18 protein-coding genes are annotated in these 15,603 nt (G+C 72.1%); 9 read left to right on the forward strand and 9 right to left on the reverse strand.

Annotated features, from left to right (window positions below):
* Positions 1-2: 2 nt before the first annotated feature.
* From hrpB to NIE79_RS03810, 3 genes are read right to left on the reverse strand one after another with little or no spacing between them, the layout of a single operon-like run.
* Positions 3-2,543: an ATP-dependent helicase HrpB gene (gene hrpB, locus NIE79_RS03800; protein ID WP_238677209.1), complete on the reverse strand. Its 2,541-nt coding sequence runs from the start codon at positions 2,541-2,543 to the stop codon at positions 3-5.
* A gap of 28 nt (positions 2,544-2,571) precedes the next feature.
* A complete protein-coding gene (locus tag NIE79_RS03805) occupies positions 2,572-2,772 on the reverse strand; it encodes a DUF397 domain-containing protein (RefSeq protein WP_112678514.1) in 201 nt (66 codons plus the stop codon).
* Positions 2,773-2,813: 41 nt separating this feature from the next.
* A complete protein-coding gene (locus tag NIE79_RS03810; RefSeq protein ID WP_308193130.1) occupies positions 2,814-3,638 on the reverse strand; it encodes a helix-turn-helix domain-containing protein in 825 nt (274 codons plus the stop codon).
* Positions 3,639-3,821: 183 nt separating this feature from the next.
* On the opposite strand from NIE79_RS03810, the gene NIE79_RS03815 reads away from it, so the two are divergent.
* The 3 genes from NIE79_RS03815 to NIE79_RS03825 are packed head-to-tail and all read left to right on the forward strand — an operon-like array spanning position 3,822 to position 6,593.
* Positions 3,822-4,448, forward strand: coding sequence for a GOLPH3/VPS74 family protein (locus tag NIE79_RS03815; RefSeq protein WP_238677210.1), 627 nt, complete (start codon positions 3,822-3,824; stop codon positions 4,446-4,448).
* 49 nt (positions 4,449-4,497) lie between these two features.
* Positions 4,498-6,006 carry an APC family permease gene (locus tag NIE79_RS03820; RefSeq protein WP_238677211.1) on the forward strand — a complete coding sequence of 503 codons (1,509 nt, stop codon included), beginning with the start codon at positions 4,498-4,500 and terminating at the stop codon, positions 6,004-6,006.
* Entirely contained in the window at positions 6,003-6,593 is a 591-nt protein-coding gene (locus NIE79_RS03825; protein WP_238677212.1) for a GNAT family N-acetyltransferase, read from the forward strand. Before NIE79_RS03820 ends, NIE79_RS03825 begins: the two co-directional genes overlap by 4 nt.
* A 120-nt stretch (positions 6,594-6,713) precedes the next feature.
* Here the strand turns inward: NIE79_RS03825 and NIE79_RS03830 are convergent, their stop codons facing one another.
* Positions 6,714-7,538: a SigB/SigF/SigG family RNA polymerase sigma factor gene (locus NIE79_RS03830; protein WP_091401616.1), complete on the reverse strand. Its 825-nt coding sequence runs from the start codon at positions 7,536-7,538 to the stop codon at positions 6,714-6,716.
* 377 nt (positions 7,539-7,915) lie between these two features.
* Between NIE79_RS03830 and NIE79_RS03835 the strand changes: the two genes are divergently transcribed.
* Positions 7,916-8,665, forward strand: a complete 750-nt coding sequence (locus NIE79_RS03835) for a hypothetical protein (RefSeq protein WP_238677213.1) — start codon at positions 7,916-7,918, stop codon at positions 8,663-8,665.
* On the opposite strand, the gene NIE79_RS03840 is transcribed toward NIE79_RS03835, so the two are convergent.
* The gene (locus tag NIE79_RS03840) at positions 8,614-10,203 is read right to left on the reverse strand and encodes a phospholipase D family protein (RefSeq protein WP_238677214.1); all 1,590 of its coding nucleotides are present in this window, start codon (positions 10,201-10,203) and stop codon (positions 8,614-8,616) included. The two genes, NIE79_RS03835 and NIE79_RS03840, sit on opposite strands and share 52 nt — an antisense overlap.
* A 134-nt stretch (positions 10,204-10,337) precedes the next feature.
* Between NIE79_RS03840 and NIE79_RS33560 the strand changes: the two genes are divergently transcribed.
* The gene (locus tag NIE79_RS33560; RefSeq protein WP_256441970.1) at positions 10,338-10,466 is read left to right on the forward strand and encodes a hypothetical protein; all 129 of its coding nucleotides are present in this window, start codon (positions 10,338-10,340) and stop codon (positions 10,464-10,466) included.
* Positions 10,467-10,529: 63 nt separating this feature from the next.
* On the opposite strand, the gene NIE79_RS03845 is transcribed toward NIE79_RS33560, so the two are convergent.
* Complete coding sequence (locus NIE79_RS03845) at positions 10,530-11,516, reverse strand: pirin family protein (protein WP_238677215.1); 987 nt, start codon at positions 11,514-11,516, stop codon at positions 10,530-10,532.
* Positions 11,517-11,526: 10 nt separating this feature from the next.
* Positions 11,527-12,009 carry a MarR family winged helix-turn-helix transcriptional regulator gene (locus NIE79_RS03850; protein WP_238677216.1) on the reverse strand — a complete coding sequence of 161 codons (483 nt, stop codon included), beginning with the start codon at positions 12,007-12,009 and terminating at the stop codon, positions 11,527-11,529.
* 157 nt (positions 12,010-12,166) lie between these two features.
* Between NIE79_RS03850 and NIE79_RS03855 the strand changes: the two genes are divergently transcribed.
* On the forward strand, positions 12,167-12,700 hold the full coding sequence (locus NIE79_RS03855; RefSeq protein WP_238677217.1) for a GNAT family N-acetyltransferase: 534 nt from the start codon (positions 12,167-12,169) through the stop codon (positions 12,698-12,700).
* A gap of 10 nt (positions 12,701-12,710) precedes the next feature.
* Here NIE79_RS03855 and NIE79_RS03860 read toward each other — a convergent pair whose 3' ends face one another.
* Complete coding sequence (locus NIE79_RS03860; RefSeq protein WP_238677218.1) at positions 12,711-13,199, reverse strand: FBP domain-containing protein; 489 nt, start codon at positions 13,197-13,199, stop codon at positions 12,711-12,713.
* A 75-nt stretch (positions 13,200-13,274) separates the two neighbouring features.
* Between NIE79_RS03860 and NIE79_RS03865 the strand changes: the two genes are divergently transcribed.
* From NIE79_RS03865 to NIE79_RS03875, 3 genes are all read left to right on the forward strand, one after another.
* Complete coding sequence (locus NIE79_RS03865; protein ID WP_308193127.1) at positions 13,275-13,829, forward strand: TetR/AcrR family transcriptional regulator; 555 nt, start codon at positions 13,275-13,277, stop codon at positions 13,827-13,829.
* Between the two features lie 33 nt (positions 13,830-13,862).
* On the forward strand, positions 13,863-14,453 hold the full coding sequence (locus tag NIE79_RS03870) for a DUF1684 domain-containing protein (protein WP_238677220.1): 591 nt from the start codon (positions 13,863-13,865) through the stop codon (positions 14,451-14,453).
* Positions 14,454-14,547: 94 nt separating this feature from the next.
* Positions 14,548-14,865, forward strand: coding sequence for a DUF6506 family protein (locus tag NIE79_RS03875; protein ID WP_238677221.1), 318 nt, complete (start codon positions 14,548-14,550; stop codon positions 14,863-14,865).
* Positions 14,866-14,920: 55 nt separating this feature from the next.
* On the opposite strand, the gene NIE79_RS03880 is transcribed toward NIE79_RS03875, so the two are convergent.
* Positions 14,921-15,508, reverse strand: a complete 588-nt coding sequence (locus NIE79_RS03880) for a YflT domain-containing protein (protein WP_238677222.1) — start codon at positions 15,506-15,508, stop codon at positions 14,921-14,923.
* Positions 15,509-15,603: the final 95 nt, after the last annotated feature.

The raw sequence follows: 15,603 nt of genomic DNA on the forward strand, positions 1-15,603 counted from the left end.
GCTCAGCGCCGGCGCGGCGTGGCGTGCCGGGTGGGTGTCGCCGTTCCCGGATCCTCCGGCCACGGGTGCCGGGGATAGCGTCCGCGCAGCTCGGAGCGGACCTGCGGATAGCCGGTACGCCAGAACGACGCCAGGTCCGCGGTGACCGCCACCGGGCGGCCGGCGGGGGAGAGCAGGTGCAGCAGCACCGGCACCCGACCGTCGGCGATGCGGGGGGCCGCCGGCCAACCGAATGTCTCCTGGAGCTTCACGGCGAGCACCGGCGCGCCCGGGTCGCCGTAGTCGAGCCGGATCCGAGAACCACTCGGCACCTCGATCCGCTCCGGGGCCAGCTCGTCGAGGCGGGCGGCCTGCGCCCACGGCAGCAACCGACGCAGCGCCGACGACACGTCCACTCGCGCCAGGTCGGCCCGGCGTCGCGCGGCGGCCAGCTCCGGGCCCAGCCAACTCGGCGCGGCGTCGAGCAACGAGTCGTCGCCGACCTCCGGCCACGGCTCGCCCAGGTGGTGCCGGAGGAACGCGAGCCGCTCGCGCAGCGCCCGCGCCGCCGGCGTCCACTGCAACAGGCCCAACCCGTCCTGGCGCAGGCCGGTCAGCAACGCGGCGGCCACCTCCGCCCGGTCCGGCCGGTCCAGCCGTCGCTGGACCAGCTCGATCGCGCCCAGCCGGGTCACCTCCCGGGCCACCACGTCCCCGTCGGACCAGCCGACCTCGCGGCCCGTGCGCAGCAACGGACCGGCCGCCTCCCGGGCCGTCGCCTCGTCCACCGGGGAGGCCCGGCGGATCCGGGCCGACGGCGCGCCGGGGGTGCGGTCCGCGACCGCCACCGCCAGCCAGTCGGACCCGGTCAGCCCCGAGCCGGCCGCCAGCTCCGCGGCGGTCCCGCCGGTCATCAGGTACGCCGAGCCGCCCGGCCGCCGCACCCGGGCCAACCGTTCCGGGTACGCCAGGCCGACGAGCAGCCCGGCGGCCAGATCGTCGCTCAGCCCACCCGAGCCGGTGCGGCCGGTGGCGTCGGCGCGGCCCTTCGGTGGGGCGCCGGCCGGCAGCGCGGCCCGCAGCCGGCGTACCTCGGTGCGCCAGCGGGCTGTCGCGCCCGCGTCCACGCCGGTGCGCAGTCGACGCCAACCGGCGACCAGATCGTCACCGGGGCCGGCGGCGCTCTCCTCGGCGAGCAGGGCGACCACCTCGGCGGCCCGGTCGGCGCCGACCCGGCCGGCGCCGTCGAGCAGCGCCCGGGCCAGCCGTGGGTGCGCCCCGGCCGCGGCGATCGACCGCCCCCGCGCCGTGATCCGACCGTCGGCGTCGACGGCGCCCAGGGTCTCCAGGGTGTCCCGAGCCACAGTCATCGCGGCCACCGGCGGCGCGTCGGGCAACGCGAGCCCGACGCCGTCCGGTCGGCCCCAGGCGGCCAGCTCCAACGCGAAACCGGTCAGGTCGGCGGTGGCGATCTCCGGCTCGGCGCGGGCGGGCAGCCGCTCATGGGTCGCCGCCGACCAGCAGCGATAGACGTACCCGGGGGCCTCCCGGCCGGCCCGGCCAGCCCGCTGGGTGGCGGCGGCGCGGGAGACCGGCACGGTGACCAGCGCGCCCAGCCCACGGGCCAGGTCGATCCGGGGCACCCGGGACAGCCCGGCGTCCACGACGATCCGCACACCAGGGACGGTCAGGCTGGTCTCGGCCAGCGCGGTGGCCAGCACCACCCGCCGCCGGTCCGCGCGACGCAGCGCGGCGTCCTGTTCGGTGCCGCGTTGACGGCCGTGCAGCGGCAGCAGCGCGACAGCGTCCCGCAGGTCGGCCAGCCGGCCGGTGACCGCCGCGATCTCGCCGGCCCCGGGCAGGAAGACGAGCACGTCGCCGTCATGCTCGCGCAGCGCCCGCCGGACGGTGGCGGCCACGTGGTCGAGCAGGGCCCGGTCCACCGGCCCGGCCCCGGGCGGGGCGATCGGGCGCGCCGGGGGCACCCAGATCCGCTGCACCGGATGCAACGCCGAGTCGGCCCGTACCACCGGGGCCGGGGTGGGCCCGCCCAGCAGCGCGGCGAACCGGTCGGTGTCCGGGGTCGCCGACATGGCCAGCAGCCACAGGTCCGGCCGGAGGGTGGCGCGCGCCTCCACTGTGAAGGCCAGCGCGAGGTCGGCGTCGAGTTGGCGTTCGTGGCACTCGTCGAGCAGCACGGCACCGGTGCCGGGCAGCTCCGGGTCGTGGTGCAGCCGGCGGACCAGCAGACCGGTGGTGACCACCTCGATCCGGGTGGCCGGGCCGACCCGCCGCTCGCCGCGCACCGCGTAGCCGACCCGCTCACCGACCCGCTCGCCGAGCAACTCGGCCATACGCCGGGCAGCGGCACGGGCCGCCACCCGGCGGGGTTGGGCGATCACGACCCGACCGGTCACCCGGTCGGCCACGGCCAGCGGCGCGAGAGTGGTCTTGCCGGTGCCCGGCGGGGCCACCAGCACACCGGCGCCGGCAGCGTCGAGCGCCGCGACCAGCGCCGGCAGCACCGGACGGACCGGCAGGTCAAGTGTTACGTCGGAGAGCACGGCCCAGTCTCGCACCGGGACGGGTGCGTCAGGAGCGACGGACCTCGCCGACGCCGAGCACGAAGGCCCGCCAGGCCGTCGCACCGAAGGCGAGCACCGGGCCGGAGCGGTCCTTGCTGTCCCGGACGGCGACCTGACCGTCGACTGTCGCGACCTCCACGCAGTTGCCGTTGCCGCTGCTGCGCGTGCTGGTGCGCCAGTCCGCTCGGGTCAGGTCGTACGCCGTCATCCGCGGTACCTCTCGTCTGCGTCGGCGTGCCGCAGACGCGGTCACGCAAAGTTACGAGAAGCATGCTCAAGACGGGTCAACGACGCCGTCGGATCGAGCGCCATCCGGCACAGCTCCTCGTGCAGAAGGCTATACCCGAGCACATGATCGGCTTCCTCCAGAGCCAGCCCCATCGTGAGGTTATCCAGGTAAACCACTGACGCGTCGGCGGCATCGGCGAAGTTGAGGATCACGTACGGGGTGCTCATCGCGGGATGCCCGCCGGCCGTGAAGGGAAGTACCTGGATTGTCACGTTGGGTAGCTGCGCGATCCGGCTCATGTGGACCAGTTGTTCAGCCATCACCGCGGCGCCGCCGACCGGGCGCAGGAGCACCGCCTCGTTGAGGATCACCGACAGATCGACCGGGTCCTCGCGGCGCAGCACCTCCTGCCGGCGCAGCCTGGCGGCGATCTTGCGCTCCAGACCGTCCTCGCCGGCGGTGCGCCGGAAGATCTCCCGGGCGTACGCCTCGGTCTGCAACAGCCCGGGTACCGACTCGGCCTCGTACGTGCGCAGCGCGGCCGCCTCGGCCTCCAGCCCGACGTAGAACTCGAACCACTCGGGGAGCACGTCGCTGTAGTTCTGCCACCAGCCGCGCTGCTGCGCCCCTCGGGCGATCTCGATCAGCGCTTCGGCATCCGAACCGGTCACCTCGTACAGGGCGAGGGCGGCTCGGACGTCGCGCGGTTTGATGCCGATCTGCGCGGTCTCGATCCGGGAGAGGTTGCTCTTCGACATGTCGAGCTGACGGGCGGCCACATCGAGGGTCATGCCCGCGCGTTCCCGAAGTTGGCGGAGTTCCCGGGCGATGCGGCGGCGACGCACGGTCGGGCTGGCGGCGGGTCGGATGGTGGGAATGGCGGTCACCGTCCGAGTCTGCCACGACAAGATCCGCAGGTCGCAGATGCACGGAGTGCAACTTTCAAATCTGGGAGTTGCGTTGCAGTAGCTGTCGGTGCATCCTTTCCCGGTCGCGATCACTGTGGACACACCTGTGCGGGAGGACCGTTGCTCATCGCCGACGAGTTCTTCCTGATCGCACACAACGACAGTCGCGGCAAGGCCAAACTGCACCCGGCGGCGACCGGGCTCGGGCTGGCCGGCGGGCTCCTCGGCGAGCTGATCCTTTATGGACATATCACCGTCACGGCCGGGCAGATCAGCGTCATCGACAGGCGTCCGCCGGCCGACGCCCTGGCGCACACGGTGCTGGACCAGTTGGTCGGCGAGGCCCAGCACCGGGAGCTGCGCACCTGGCTGAGCTTCCTGGCGCAGAGCGCCACGACCTCGGTGGGGGAGCGGTTGGCCCGCGCCGGAGTGCTGCGCCGCCAGGAGAGTCGCCGGCTGCTGCGTACCTCGGTCAGCTACCTGCCGATCGACCTCAACGCGGTGGCCTGGCCGGCCACCCGGCTACGGGCCCTGCTGGACCGGCCGGACCCGCCGGGCGTGCCGGACGCCCTGCTGCTCGGCCTGGTCGTGGCCGCCGGGCTGACCCGCGAGGTGCTGTGGAGCGCCGGCCCCCGCGCGCACCACCGGCTGAACGTCCTCATCCCCGCGCTGCCGGCGCCCCTCAAGGAACTCGTCGGGCACACCGAGGCCGCCGTCGGCGCCGCCGTGCTGCGCGGCATCCCCTGATCCCCCTCCGGTAACCCCCAACCCTCCCCTCGACAATCGGAGTAGTCGTATGCCCCCGACATCGACAGTCGACCGACCCAGCAACGTCTCCGAAGCTCTGGCCCGGGGCCGCCTCGGCATCCCCTCGGTGATCTTCTTCGTCCTCTCCGCCGCCGCGCCGCTGACAGTGGTGGCCGGCGTCGTCACCACCGGCTACGGCGTCATCGGGGTGACCGGCATCCCGCTGGCCTTCCTGCTGATCGCCGCGGTGCTCGCGCTCTTCTCGGTGGGTTACGTGGCGATGTCCCGCCGGGTGGAGAACGCCGGCGCCTTCTACGCCTACATCTCCCGGGGGCTCGGCCGACCGGCCGGCGTGGGCGCCGCCTGGGTCGCGCTGATCGCGTACAACGCGCTCCAGGTCGGGCTGTACGGCACCATCGGCGTGGCGGCCGAGCCGGTGCTCGACCGGCTCTTCGGTGGGCACCCGCACTGGGCCGTCGTGGCCCTGGTGGCGTGGGCGTTGGTCGGCCTGCTCGGCCTGCTCCGAGTCGACCTCAACGGCATGGTCCTGGCCGCGCTGCTGGTCGCCGAGATCGTGGTGGTCCTCGTCTTCGACCTGGGACAGCTCGGCAACCCGGCCGACGGTGGGGTCAGCTTCGCCCCGTTCTCACCGGACAACCTCTTCGTGCCGGGCGTCGGCGCGGTGCTGGTGCTCGCCGTCCTCGGCTTCGTCGGCTTCGAGTCGGCGGTGGTCTTCAGCGAGGAGAGCAAGGACCCGAAGCGGACGGTGCCGCTGGCCACCTACCTCTCGGTGGCGATCATCGCAGGGCTGTACGCGTTGTCGTCCTGGACCATGACCGTCGCGGTCGGGCAGGACCAGATCGTCGCCGAGGCCGGCGAGCAGAGCGTCGGGCTCATCTTCAACCTGGCCGCCGCGCACCTCGGCGACACCGCGGTCACCATCGGGCAGGTGCTCTTCCTGACCTCGGTGCTCGCCGCGATGATCTCGTTCCACAACACCACTGCCCGCTACACCTTCGCGCTCGGTCGGGAGCGGGTGCTGCCGGCGGTGTTCGGGCAGACCTCGGCCCGTACCGGGGCGCCGCGGGCCGCCTCGGTGGCGCAGAGCGTCCTCGGACTGCTGGTCATCCTGCTGTACGCGATCAACGGCTGGGATCCTGTGGTGCAGCTCTTCTTCTGGGTCGGCACCACCGGCGGCTTCGGTGTCCTGCTGCTGATCGCCACCACCTCGGTGGCGGTGATCGCCTACTTCGCCCGCTCCGCCAGCGGCGAAAACCTCTGGCGACGGGCCATCGCGCCCGGCCTGGCCACCATCGCGCTCGTCGTGATCATCTGGTTGGCCGTGTCGAACTTCGCCAACCTGCTCGGCGTCGCGCCGGACTCCACGCTGCGCTGGGCGCTGCCCGCCGCGTACCCGGTGGCCGCCCTGCTGGGCATCGGCTGGGCCCTGCTGCTGCGCAGCAACCGCCCGGACACGTACGCCCGGATCGGCCTGGGCGCGGCGAGCGCCGCCGCCGTCAAGCCGGAGACGCCGGCCGCCGTGGAGGTGACCCGATGAGCGTGGTCATCGAGCAGCTCGGACCGGAGGAGACCGCCCTCGTGGCGGGTCGGATCGCCGAGGCGTTCACCGTCCTGGAGGTGACGTACTGGCTGGTCCCCGACCCGAGCAAGCGGGAGGCCGTGCTGGCCGGCGACTTCGAGATCCTGGTCGCGCACGCGATGCGGCACGGCATCGTCCACGCCACCGCGGACCGCGCCTCGGTCGCGGTCTGGTTTCCGTCGGTCGGTGAACCGGCGCCGCCGCCGGCGGACTACGACGCCCGACTGGCCGCCGCCTGCGGCGAGTGGACCGACCGGTTCCAGCACCTCGACGAGCTGTTCGCGGCGAACCACCCGCACCCGGACCACCACCACCTCGCGTTCCTGGCGACCCAGCCGGACCGGCAGGGGCAGGGCCTGGGGAGCGCGTTGATGCGGCACCACCACGACTGGCTGGACGCCAACGGCATGCCGGCATACCTGGAAGCGAGCAGCCCGCGCAGCCGGGACCTGTACGCGAAGCACGGCTACCTGGCCGGCGAGCCGTTCCGGGTGCCCGACGGCACGCCGTTCTGGCCGATGTGGCGGGAGCCGGTCGGGCGCTGAGCTGGTCTGGTGAGGTCGACGCGACCAGCACGGTCTGTGATAGCACTGTAACGCTCACGTGACACCACGGACAGCACGGAGGGCCGGGTCCATGGACCCGGCCCTCCGTTCGTGAACCGATCAGTACGTGCCGTCGAGCTGGCCGCGCAGCTTGGTCAGCGCCCGGGTCAGCAGCCGCGAGACGTGCATCTGCGAGACACCGATCTGGTCGGCGATCTGCGACTGGGTCAGGTTGCCGTAGAAGCGCAGCGTGAGGATCTTCTGCTCGCGCTCGTCGAGGGTGGCCAGCGCCGGGCCGAGGGCGACCCGCAGCTCAGCCAGCTCGAACTCGCTGTCCTCGCCGCCGAGCATGTCGCCCAGCTCGGTGGCGCGCTCGCCGTCGCCGGTCGGGGTGGACAGCGACACCGCGTTGTACGCGCGGGCGCCTTCCAGCCCCTCCAGCACCTCTTCCTCAGTGAGCTTGAGGTGCGCGGCGATGTCGGCGACCGTCGGCGAGCGGCCGAGGGTCTGCAGGAGCGAGCTGTTGGCGTCGGAGATGGCCAGCCGCAGCTCCTGGAGCCGGCGGGGCACCCGGATGTCCCAGGTGCGGTCCCGGAAGTGCCGCTTGAGCTCGCCGATGATGGTGGGGATCGCGTAACCGGCGAAGTCGACACCGCGCTCGGGGTCGAACTTGTCGATGGCCTTGATCAGGCCGATCGCGGCGGTCTGCGCGAGGTCGTCGTTCGGCTCGCCGCGCCCGCTGTAGCGGTGGGCCAGGTGGTTGGCGAGCGGCAGCCAGGCCTCGATCGCCCGGTCCCGCAGCGCGGCGCGCGACGGGTGGTTGGCGGGCAGCGCCGCCATCGCGTTGAGCAGGTCGGCGGCGCTGTCGGTGAGAGCGCGCGGGTCGAGCTTGGTGGTGGCCTTGACGGCGGCGCTCGGCTGCTCGGTGATCGTTGGCGCGGTCATGGGTGGTCCTCCCTGCACCTCGTCCGCTGACGAAAAAGACGTGACGCTTTGGTTTAGCTTTCAATGGGCCGTTCGGGAGTCACCTTAACCTGATCGTCTCCCAGAAATCTAGCCGAAAGGTTGATGTACTTAAGGTGTGTTGAGTAAGAAAAGGGGCATATGGCGCAGAAGTTGGGGTGGCTGTGAGGATCCTTACCCGTTGTTCCCGCTGCGGTGCGCTGGCCGGTCGGCCGACCGGTTCGGCCGATCGGCCCACGGGTCGCGTCGACTGGTCAACAGGAAATCCGACAAGTCGCCAGGAGTGTCGACTATCCGTCCTTGTCCCGCTGGTGGGACCGGCCGTAGCGTCGCGTGTACACACCCGGTTCGGAGGCACCGTGCTCGATCCAGCCGCTCCCCAGCTTGTCGTGAACAGTCGCACCCTGTACTTCAGCTGGCTGCCGGCGGATCCCGAGGCGGTCGCCGCGCTGGTCCCGCCGGGGCTCTGCCCCCGTCCCGACCGGCAGGTCTTCCTCAACCAGTACATCGTCGACGACGAGACGCAGACCTCCGGCTTCGGCGCGTACTCGCTGACCTACCTCGGCGTCTCGCTCCTGGGCGTCGACGCGCCCGGCGGCCTCAACGCCGGTGGCTGGTGGACCCACTACGTCGCCTCCAGCCGGCGGGTCCGTGAGTACGCCGTCGCTCGCGGCGCCCCGGTGCTCGCCGGGCGCACCCGGATCGACGTGGACGGCGAGGACCTGCTCTCCGAGACGGAGATCGACGGCACGCCGCTGATCCGGGCCCGGTGTCGGGTGGGGGAGACCGGGCACGTGATCAGCAGTGGGCACCACCGCTACTTCACCCGGCGCGACGGCCAGTTGCTCAGCTCGGCCTACCCGTTCGTCGCCGAGCCGGTCGCCCCGTTCGAGATCGAGTCGGTGGAGTTCCTCCGGCCCGACCACCCGATGTACGCGCTGCGCCCGGCCAACCCGCTGACCATCGGCTTCGGCTACTACTCACCGCGCTCGTCGTTCGCCTACCCCGGCGGGCTGAACGTGCACGCGGTCCCCGCGCCGGAGCCGGCCCGACCACTTCACCAGGTGCCGGCCAGCCTCGCGCGCAGCGGCCTGCCGTCCGGGTCGTAGACCAGCCGGTACACCGGCAGCGCCCAGGCCCGGGTGTACCACGGCAACCGCTCGGGGCGGTGCGGGCGCAGCCGCCCGGGCGGCCGCTCTCCCACCTGGCCGTCGTCGTACCACTGCTGGAGCGCGTCGGCGGCGGCCGTGACGGCCGCGACGGCGTCCGCCGGGTCCAGCAGGTCGGCGTCGTCCGCGCCGTCCGGGTCGCGGTCCAGGTGCTCGCGCCACAGCCGCAGTCGCAGGTCCCGGGCGAAGCTCCGCGCGCCGTCGCCCCGCCCAGCCGGGTCGGTGGGCTCCCGCTGGTCCGGGGTGTCGTCGAGCACCGCGCAGGACAACTCGCTGTCGTGCGTCCAGGACCGTCGGTTGAAGTTGTCGCTGCCCACGCTGGCCCAGACATCGTCGACCACGCAGACCTTCGCGTGCACGTAGACCGGGTTGCCGGCGTGGTTCTCCACGTCGAACACGTGCACCCGGTCCGGTGCGGCCCGCTCGCACAGCGACAGCGCCTGCTCGCGCCCGACCATGTTCGGCGGCAACGCCAGCTTGCCGTCCACGTCCGGGTGGCGGGGGACGACGGCGATCAGGTGCAGGTCCGGGTTGTCCCGTAGCGCGTGCGCGAACAGGTCCGCGACCTCGGCCGACCAGAGGTACTGGTCCTCCAGGTAGATCAGCCGGCGGGCCCGACGTACCGCCTTGGTGTAACCCCGGGCCACGGTCCGCTCTCCGTTCGGTGCGAACGAGTAGCGCGGGCGGACGGCGGGGTAGGTGCGCAGCACCTGGATCTGGTGCGGACCGCAGGGCGGCGGATCCGCCGGCTGCTCGGGCAGCGGGTCGGGGCGCAGGTCCGAGCCGCGCAGCCGGTCCCGCAGGTAGGCCATCGGGTTCTCCGAGTCCAGTGGCATCGGGTCGGTCCAGCGTTCCCGGAACAGGGTGTCCAACGCGCCGACCACCGGACCGCGCACCGCGAGCTGCACGTCGTGCCAGGGCGGATTGGGTCCGTACCGGGGGGACATCTGCACCGGTTGCGGGTCGCCGTGGTGCGCGGCGTCGTCGCGGCGGCTGTGACACAGGTCGATCCCGCCGGCGAAGGCGACGTCCCGCTCCGGCGCGCCCTGGTGCCGCAGCACCACGAGCTTCTGATGGTGCGATCCGCCGCGCCGGACCCGTTGGTCCAGCAGCACCTCGCCACCGGCGGCCGAGATCGTCTCGCTGAGGTCGCGGTTCTCGGCCTCGCTGTACGCCAGGACGTCGAGGTGCGAGCGCCAGATCAACCCCTTGACCACCACACCGCGCTGCGCGGCCCGCGCGAAGAGTTGGGCCACTGTCGGACCGTCCGGGCGCAGTCGCTGGTCCGGGTCACCCCGCCAGTCGGTGAAGAACAGGTGGTCGCCGGGGGCCAGGGCCTCGACCTCGTCGACCAGTCGGTCGAAGTACGCGACACCGTGAATCAACGGCTCGGCGAGGTTTCCCGTGGTCCATACGGGTATGCCAGAGACCGGGTTGGCGCGTTCCTCAGCGGTGAGGAACCAGTCCTGCAACGGCACCGTCCAGCCCCCCTGGAGGTCGGCAACGTCCTCACGGTAGGACCCCCGACGCGGGTCCGCACGCCAGGCCCCCAGACCGGTGACCTGGCCGACGCCATCGGAAACGACGCGACAACAGCCGAGGAGGCCACACTATGCCCCGCGACACGACGAATCCCGTGACCGAGAACCGCGAGCCGGCGGTGGAGAGCGAACGGGGTGCGCTGGTAGCGGTGTTGGTGATGGTGATTCTGGGCGTTGCCGGGATTTTTGCGGTCTCCTGAGGCGGCGCCGACGCCCCCGGGTGAATCGGAGGCATCGGCGCCGAACTCAGCGGTCGTCAGTGGTCAGGGCCGGGTGCCCTGGCCGCCGGTGTGCGGGAGCCGCTCGGTGGGGATCACGCCGAGGCGGCCGGCCTGGAAGTCCTCGAACGCCTTGAGCAGCTCGTCCCGGGTGTTCATCACGAACGGGCCGTACTGTGCCACCGGCTCCCGGATCGGCTGACCACCCATGATGTAGAGGTCCAGTGCGGGGGTGTTGCTGTCCTGCGAGGTGTCGGCGCTGAACCGCAGCGCGTCACCCGCGCCGTGCACAGCGAGCTGGCCGGTGCGCACCGGCCGCCGGTCGGTGCCGACGGTGCCGCGACCGCCCAGCACGTACACCAGGGCGTTGAAGTCGGGCCGCCAGGGCAGGTCGACCTGCGCGCCCGGCTGCACTGTGACGTGCGTGATGGTGATCGGGGTGAAGGTCGAACCCGGGCCGCGGTGCCCGGCGACCTCGCCGGCGATGACCCGGATCAGCGCGCCGCCGTCGGGCGTGGTGAGCAGCGCCGACTCCCGACCCCGGATGTCCTGGTAGCGGGGCGGGTTCATCTTGGCCGAGCGGGGCAGGTTGACCCACAGTTGGGTGCCGTGGAAGAGCCCGCCGCTCATCACCAGGTGCTCGGGCGGCGCCTCGATGTGCAGAAGGCCGCTGCCCGCCGTCATCCACTGGGTGTCGCCGTCGGTGATGGTGCCGCCACCGCCGTTGGAGTCCTGGTGGTCGAAGACGCCGTCGATGATGTACGTGACGGTCTCGAAGCCGCGGTGCGGGTGCCACGGGGTGCCCTTGGGCTCGCCCGGGGCGTAGTCGACCTCGCCCATCTGGTCGAGGTGGATGAACGGGTCCAGGTCGGTGGTCGACACCCCGGCGAAGGCACGACGGACCGGGAAACCCTCACCCTCGAAGCCGCTGGGCGCCGTGGTCACAGTGCGGACCGGGCGGATCGTGGTGGCCTCGTCGAGTCGGGGCAGGCGGGGCAGGACGAGGACGTTGTCGACGGTGATCGCGGGCATGTCGAGGCTCCTAGCGTGAGGCGGGGGTGGTCGAGCTGACCCGCGATGCCCGCAGGCGCTCGCCGAGCCGGTCGAAGACCCGGGTGAGGCAGGCGACCTCGGCATCGTCGAGGTCGTCCATGAGATGGGTACGCACCGACGCCAGATGGTGGGGTGCGGCTTCCCGCAGGGCGAGCAGCCCGGCGGCGGTGAGCACCGCCTCGCTGCCGCGCCGGTCGTCCGGGCAGGGCTCCTTGCTGACCAGGCCACGACGCTGCATGGAGGAGACCTGGTAGGTGAGGCGGCTGGGCGAGAAGATCAACCGGCCGGCCAGCTCGCCCATCCGTAACCGCTGCCCGGGTGCCTCGGAGAGCAGGACCAGCACGTGGTAGTCGGCGAAGCTGAGCTCGCTGTCGACCCGCAGATCCTCTTCCAACTGGGTGTAGAGACGCTGGCTGGCCTCGATGTAGGCGCGCCAGGCGGCCTCTCGGGTGCTGTCCAGGCTCTCGGTCATGCCGATGACGATAGCACTCTTTCAAAATTTAAATAACGTCGTTGAGCGTCTCCTGGGTCACTTCTTGGCGCCCTGGCCGCCGGATCGTGCAGCTTTGAAGGAAGTCTGCGTTAATCCGGCGGCGCGGAGGCCTCGGGTTGTGCCAGACTCCGGCCTCGTGGAACACGTGGAACTCTCCGCCGCCGACCTGTTGCTGCGCCCCTGGCGAGACGAGGACGCTCCGGCGGTCCGCGACGCCCTCCAGGATCCGGCGATCGCCCAGTGGAACCCGCAGGGTGGCGACCCGATCGACGACGAGGTCGCGCTGCTCTGGGTGCGTCGCCGGGCCGACTGGTCCAGCGGTGGTCACGCCTCGATGGCGGTCACCGCCGCGGCCGACGGAAAACTGCTCGGCTCGGTGTCGCTGCACCGCATCCACGACGGCGACGCGTCCATCGGCTACTGGACGGTGCCCGCGGCGCGGGGGCGTCAGGTGGCGGTCCGGGCCGTCGTCCGGCTCACCGACTGGGCGTTCGCCGATCTCGGGCTGCACCGGGTGGAGCTGTGTCACGCGGTGGCCAACCCGGCGTCCTGCCGGGTCGCCGATCGCGCCGGCTACCCGGCCGAGGGCACCCTGCGCGAGTCGTACCGGTACGGCGACGGCCGCCGCTACGACGAGCACCTGCACGCCCGCCTGGCCACCGACCGCTAGCCGGCGGGCGTCACTCGGCGACCTTGCGCAGGAACGCCGCGAGGGCGGCCCTGACGCGGTCGATCCGCTCCGGCAGGGGCAGCGGCTCGGGTGCGGGAGGCCCGGCGTGCTTCTTCCCCCGCAGATACAGCGAGCAGGCCAGGTCGGAGCACAGGTAGGTGCCCACGGAATCGCCCTGCCGTCCGCTCGGACCGGCCTTGGGGGCGGTCATCAACGAGACGCCTCCGCCGAGGTGCGTGGTCAGGCAGAACGAGCACATGCTGTGCCGTACGCGCCCGGTCTGGTGCGTCGCGGCCCGCAGCACCACCCCGGCCAGCTTGCCGTCGGTCTCGGCGACCAGGTAGGCCCGCTGCGGCGCGGACGGATCCCGCCAGCCGAGAAAGTCGAGGTCGTCCCACTGGCGCATTTCAAGATCATTCGGTACGGCCAGCCGCTTCGCCTCGCCCTTGCTGCAATTGACGAAGGACGCGCGGATGACGGATTCGGTCAGGACCAACATAGGTAGTAGCCTAGCTCTCCTAGGCAAACGATTATTACGGCTAGGTTGGGGTGTGCTGGGGTGGTACGTGCCAAGGTGACCGTTGAGCGCCTGACACTCGCCGCGGCCGAGCTGGCCGACGAGGTGGGCGTGGAGAACGTCACGGTCGCCGCGCTCGCGCGCCAGTTCGGGGTGAAGGACGCCAGTCTCTACTTCCACCTCAAGAACGCGCACGACCTGCGGGTCAGGATCGCCCTGCTGGCGCTGGCGGAGCTGGCCGACCGGGTCGCCGCCGCGCTCGCCGGTCGGGCCGGCAAGGACGCGCTGGTGGCCTTCGCCGACGCATACCGCGACTACGCGCGGGAGCACCCGGGCCGCTACGCCGCCATGCAGATCGACCTCGACCCGGAGACCGCCGCCGCGAGCGCGGGCGTCCGGCACGCCGAGATGACCCGGGCGATCCTGCGCGGCTACCGGCTCTCCGAGCCCGACCAGACCGACGCGGTGCGGATGATGCACAGCACGTTCCACGGGTTCGTGAGCCTGGAGAAGACCGGCGGCTTCCGGCACACCCCGCGCCCCACCGACGACTCGTGGTCGCGCACCCTGGATGCCCTCGACGCCGTCCTCACGAACTGGCCGTCGCGCTGAGCTGCCGCAGCGCCGCGGCATAGGCTCGGTGGCGTGGATGATCTGGAGCTGGCCGACTGGCGCGAGCGGGTGGCCCGGCTGTACCTGTCCGACGTCGACCTGGCCGGCTTCCGTGCCGGCCGCGACGAACTCTTCACCACCCACCCGCAGAGCCCGATCCCGCCGGCGGAGCGCGCCGGCTTCACCGGGGTGCGCTACTTCCCGCCCAATGCCGAGGCCGTGGTCGAGGCGCCCCTGCGACCGGCCAGCGGTGAGCTGCGCATCGACACCGGGGGCCCGGACGGGGTGATCGCGTACCGGCGGGTGGCGGTTGCCGAGACGTCCTGGGGGCCGCTGACCCTGTGGTGGATCGAGGCGTACGGAGGCGGGCTGTTCGTTCCGCTGCGCGACGGCACCTGCGGGCGGGACAGCTACGGGGGAGGCCGGTACCTCACCGACACGGTGAAGGGCACCTTCGGCCGGGGTGTCGAGCTGCTGCCCCGCGACCGGGTCCGGCTGGACGCCAACTATCTATACAACCCGAGCTGCGCCTACGACGACCGCTGGGCCTGCCCGCTGGCACCACCGGAGAACCGGGTCGAGGTCGACATCCGTGCCGGCGAGCTGACGTACGCGACCTATTGATCGGCTCGATCCCGGTGGCGTCGCGCGGCTTGACCTCACGTCGCGTTCAACGCCTACGGTCGGCGTCACCGATCCGTGAGGGGGAGTGGGCCCGATGACTGTCAGCTGGGCGTACATCTATGAGCACCCGGGCAGCGACCCCGTTGCCGACCGGGTCGTGCTGGACCGCGCCGGCCAACGCACCTACCTGGTGCCCGTGCCGGACCCGGTGATGGCCCCCGCGGTGGCGGTGGACCTGTTGGCCGAGGGGGTCGCGCTGATCGAGCTGTGCGGCGGTTTCGCGCTGGCGGCAGCGGCACGGGTGGCCGAGGCCGTCGGCGGTCGCGTGCCGGTCGGGCACGTCACCTTCGCTGCGGACTCGGTGCGCGGCGCCACGCGGTACGGCGAACTGTTCGAGGCTCAGCCCGACTGAACGACGACGCGGCCGCCCGTCCCGAGTCTTGCTGGGACGGGCGGCCGATCGTCGCTCAGCGGGTGTTCGCCGCCGAGCCGGACATCTGCATCCGACCGAGCAGCTGTCGTGCCTGGTCGGCGAGCTGCGCGTCGACGGTCACCGCGTACTGGCCGGCGCGCAGTGAGCTGGCCGAGGTGAAGTCGCGCTGCCCGCCCGTCATGGCGTGCGCGACCGCGCCGAAGACGGCACCCCAGATCGCACCGATGACCAGGCCGACCAGGATCACCGCCAGCCAGTTGCCGACTGTGAAGATGCCGAACAACAGGCCGATGAAGAGCCCGAACCAGGCGCCGGTACCGGCGCCGAGCAGGCCGGCTCGACCGGTGGTCATTCGCCCGAGCACCGTCTCCACCAGTGTGAGGTTGGTGCCGACGATGGCACTGTGCTCCACCGGGAAGCGGTTGTCGGCCAGGTAGTCGACGACCCGCTGAGCGGTCGGATAGTCCGGGTACGAGCCGATCGTCACGGTCGCCGGGCCCGCCTCCGGCCCGTGGCCGTCCCCGGCCGGTGTCGACAGGCGGCCGGCCGGCCCGGATGGAAGCAGGTCGCCACCCTGTGTGCCAGACCGCCAGGCGGCGGTCGGCCCCGAAGCTGACGTCATGAGCATCCTCCCTCGTCAGCTCTCCGCGTTCCCCTCCAGGCCGACCGGTAACGCGGAGACCACCGTCGGGCAGGAGGGGAATGGGCGCTGACTGC

This window comes from Micromonospora trifolii (genome assembly GCF_022229005.1).
GTDB classification, from domain to species: domain Bacteria; phylum Actinomycetota; class Actinomycetes; order Mycobacteriales; family Micromonosporaceae; genus Micromonospora; species Micromonospora trifolii.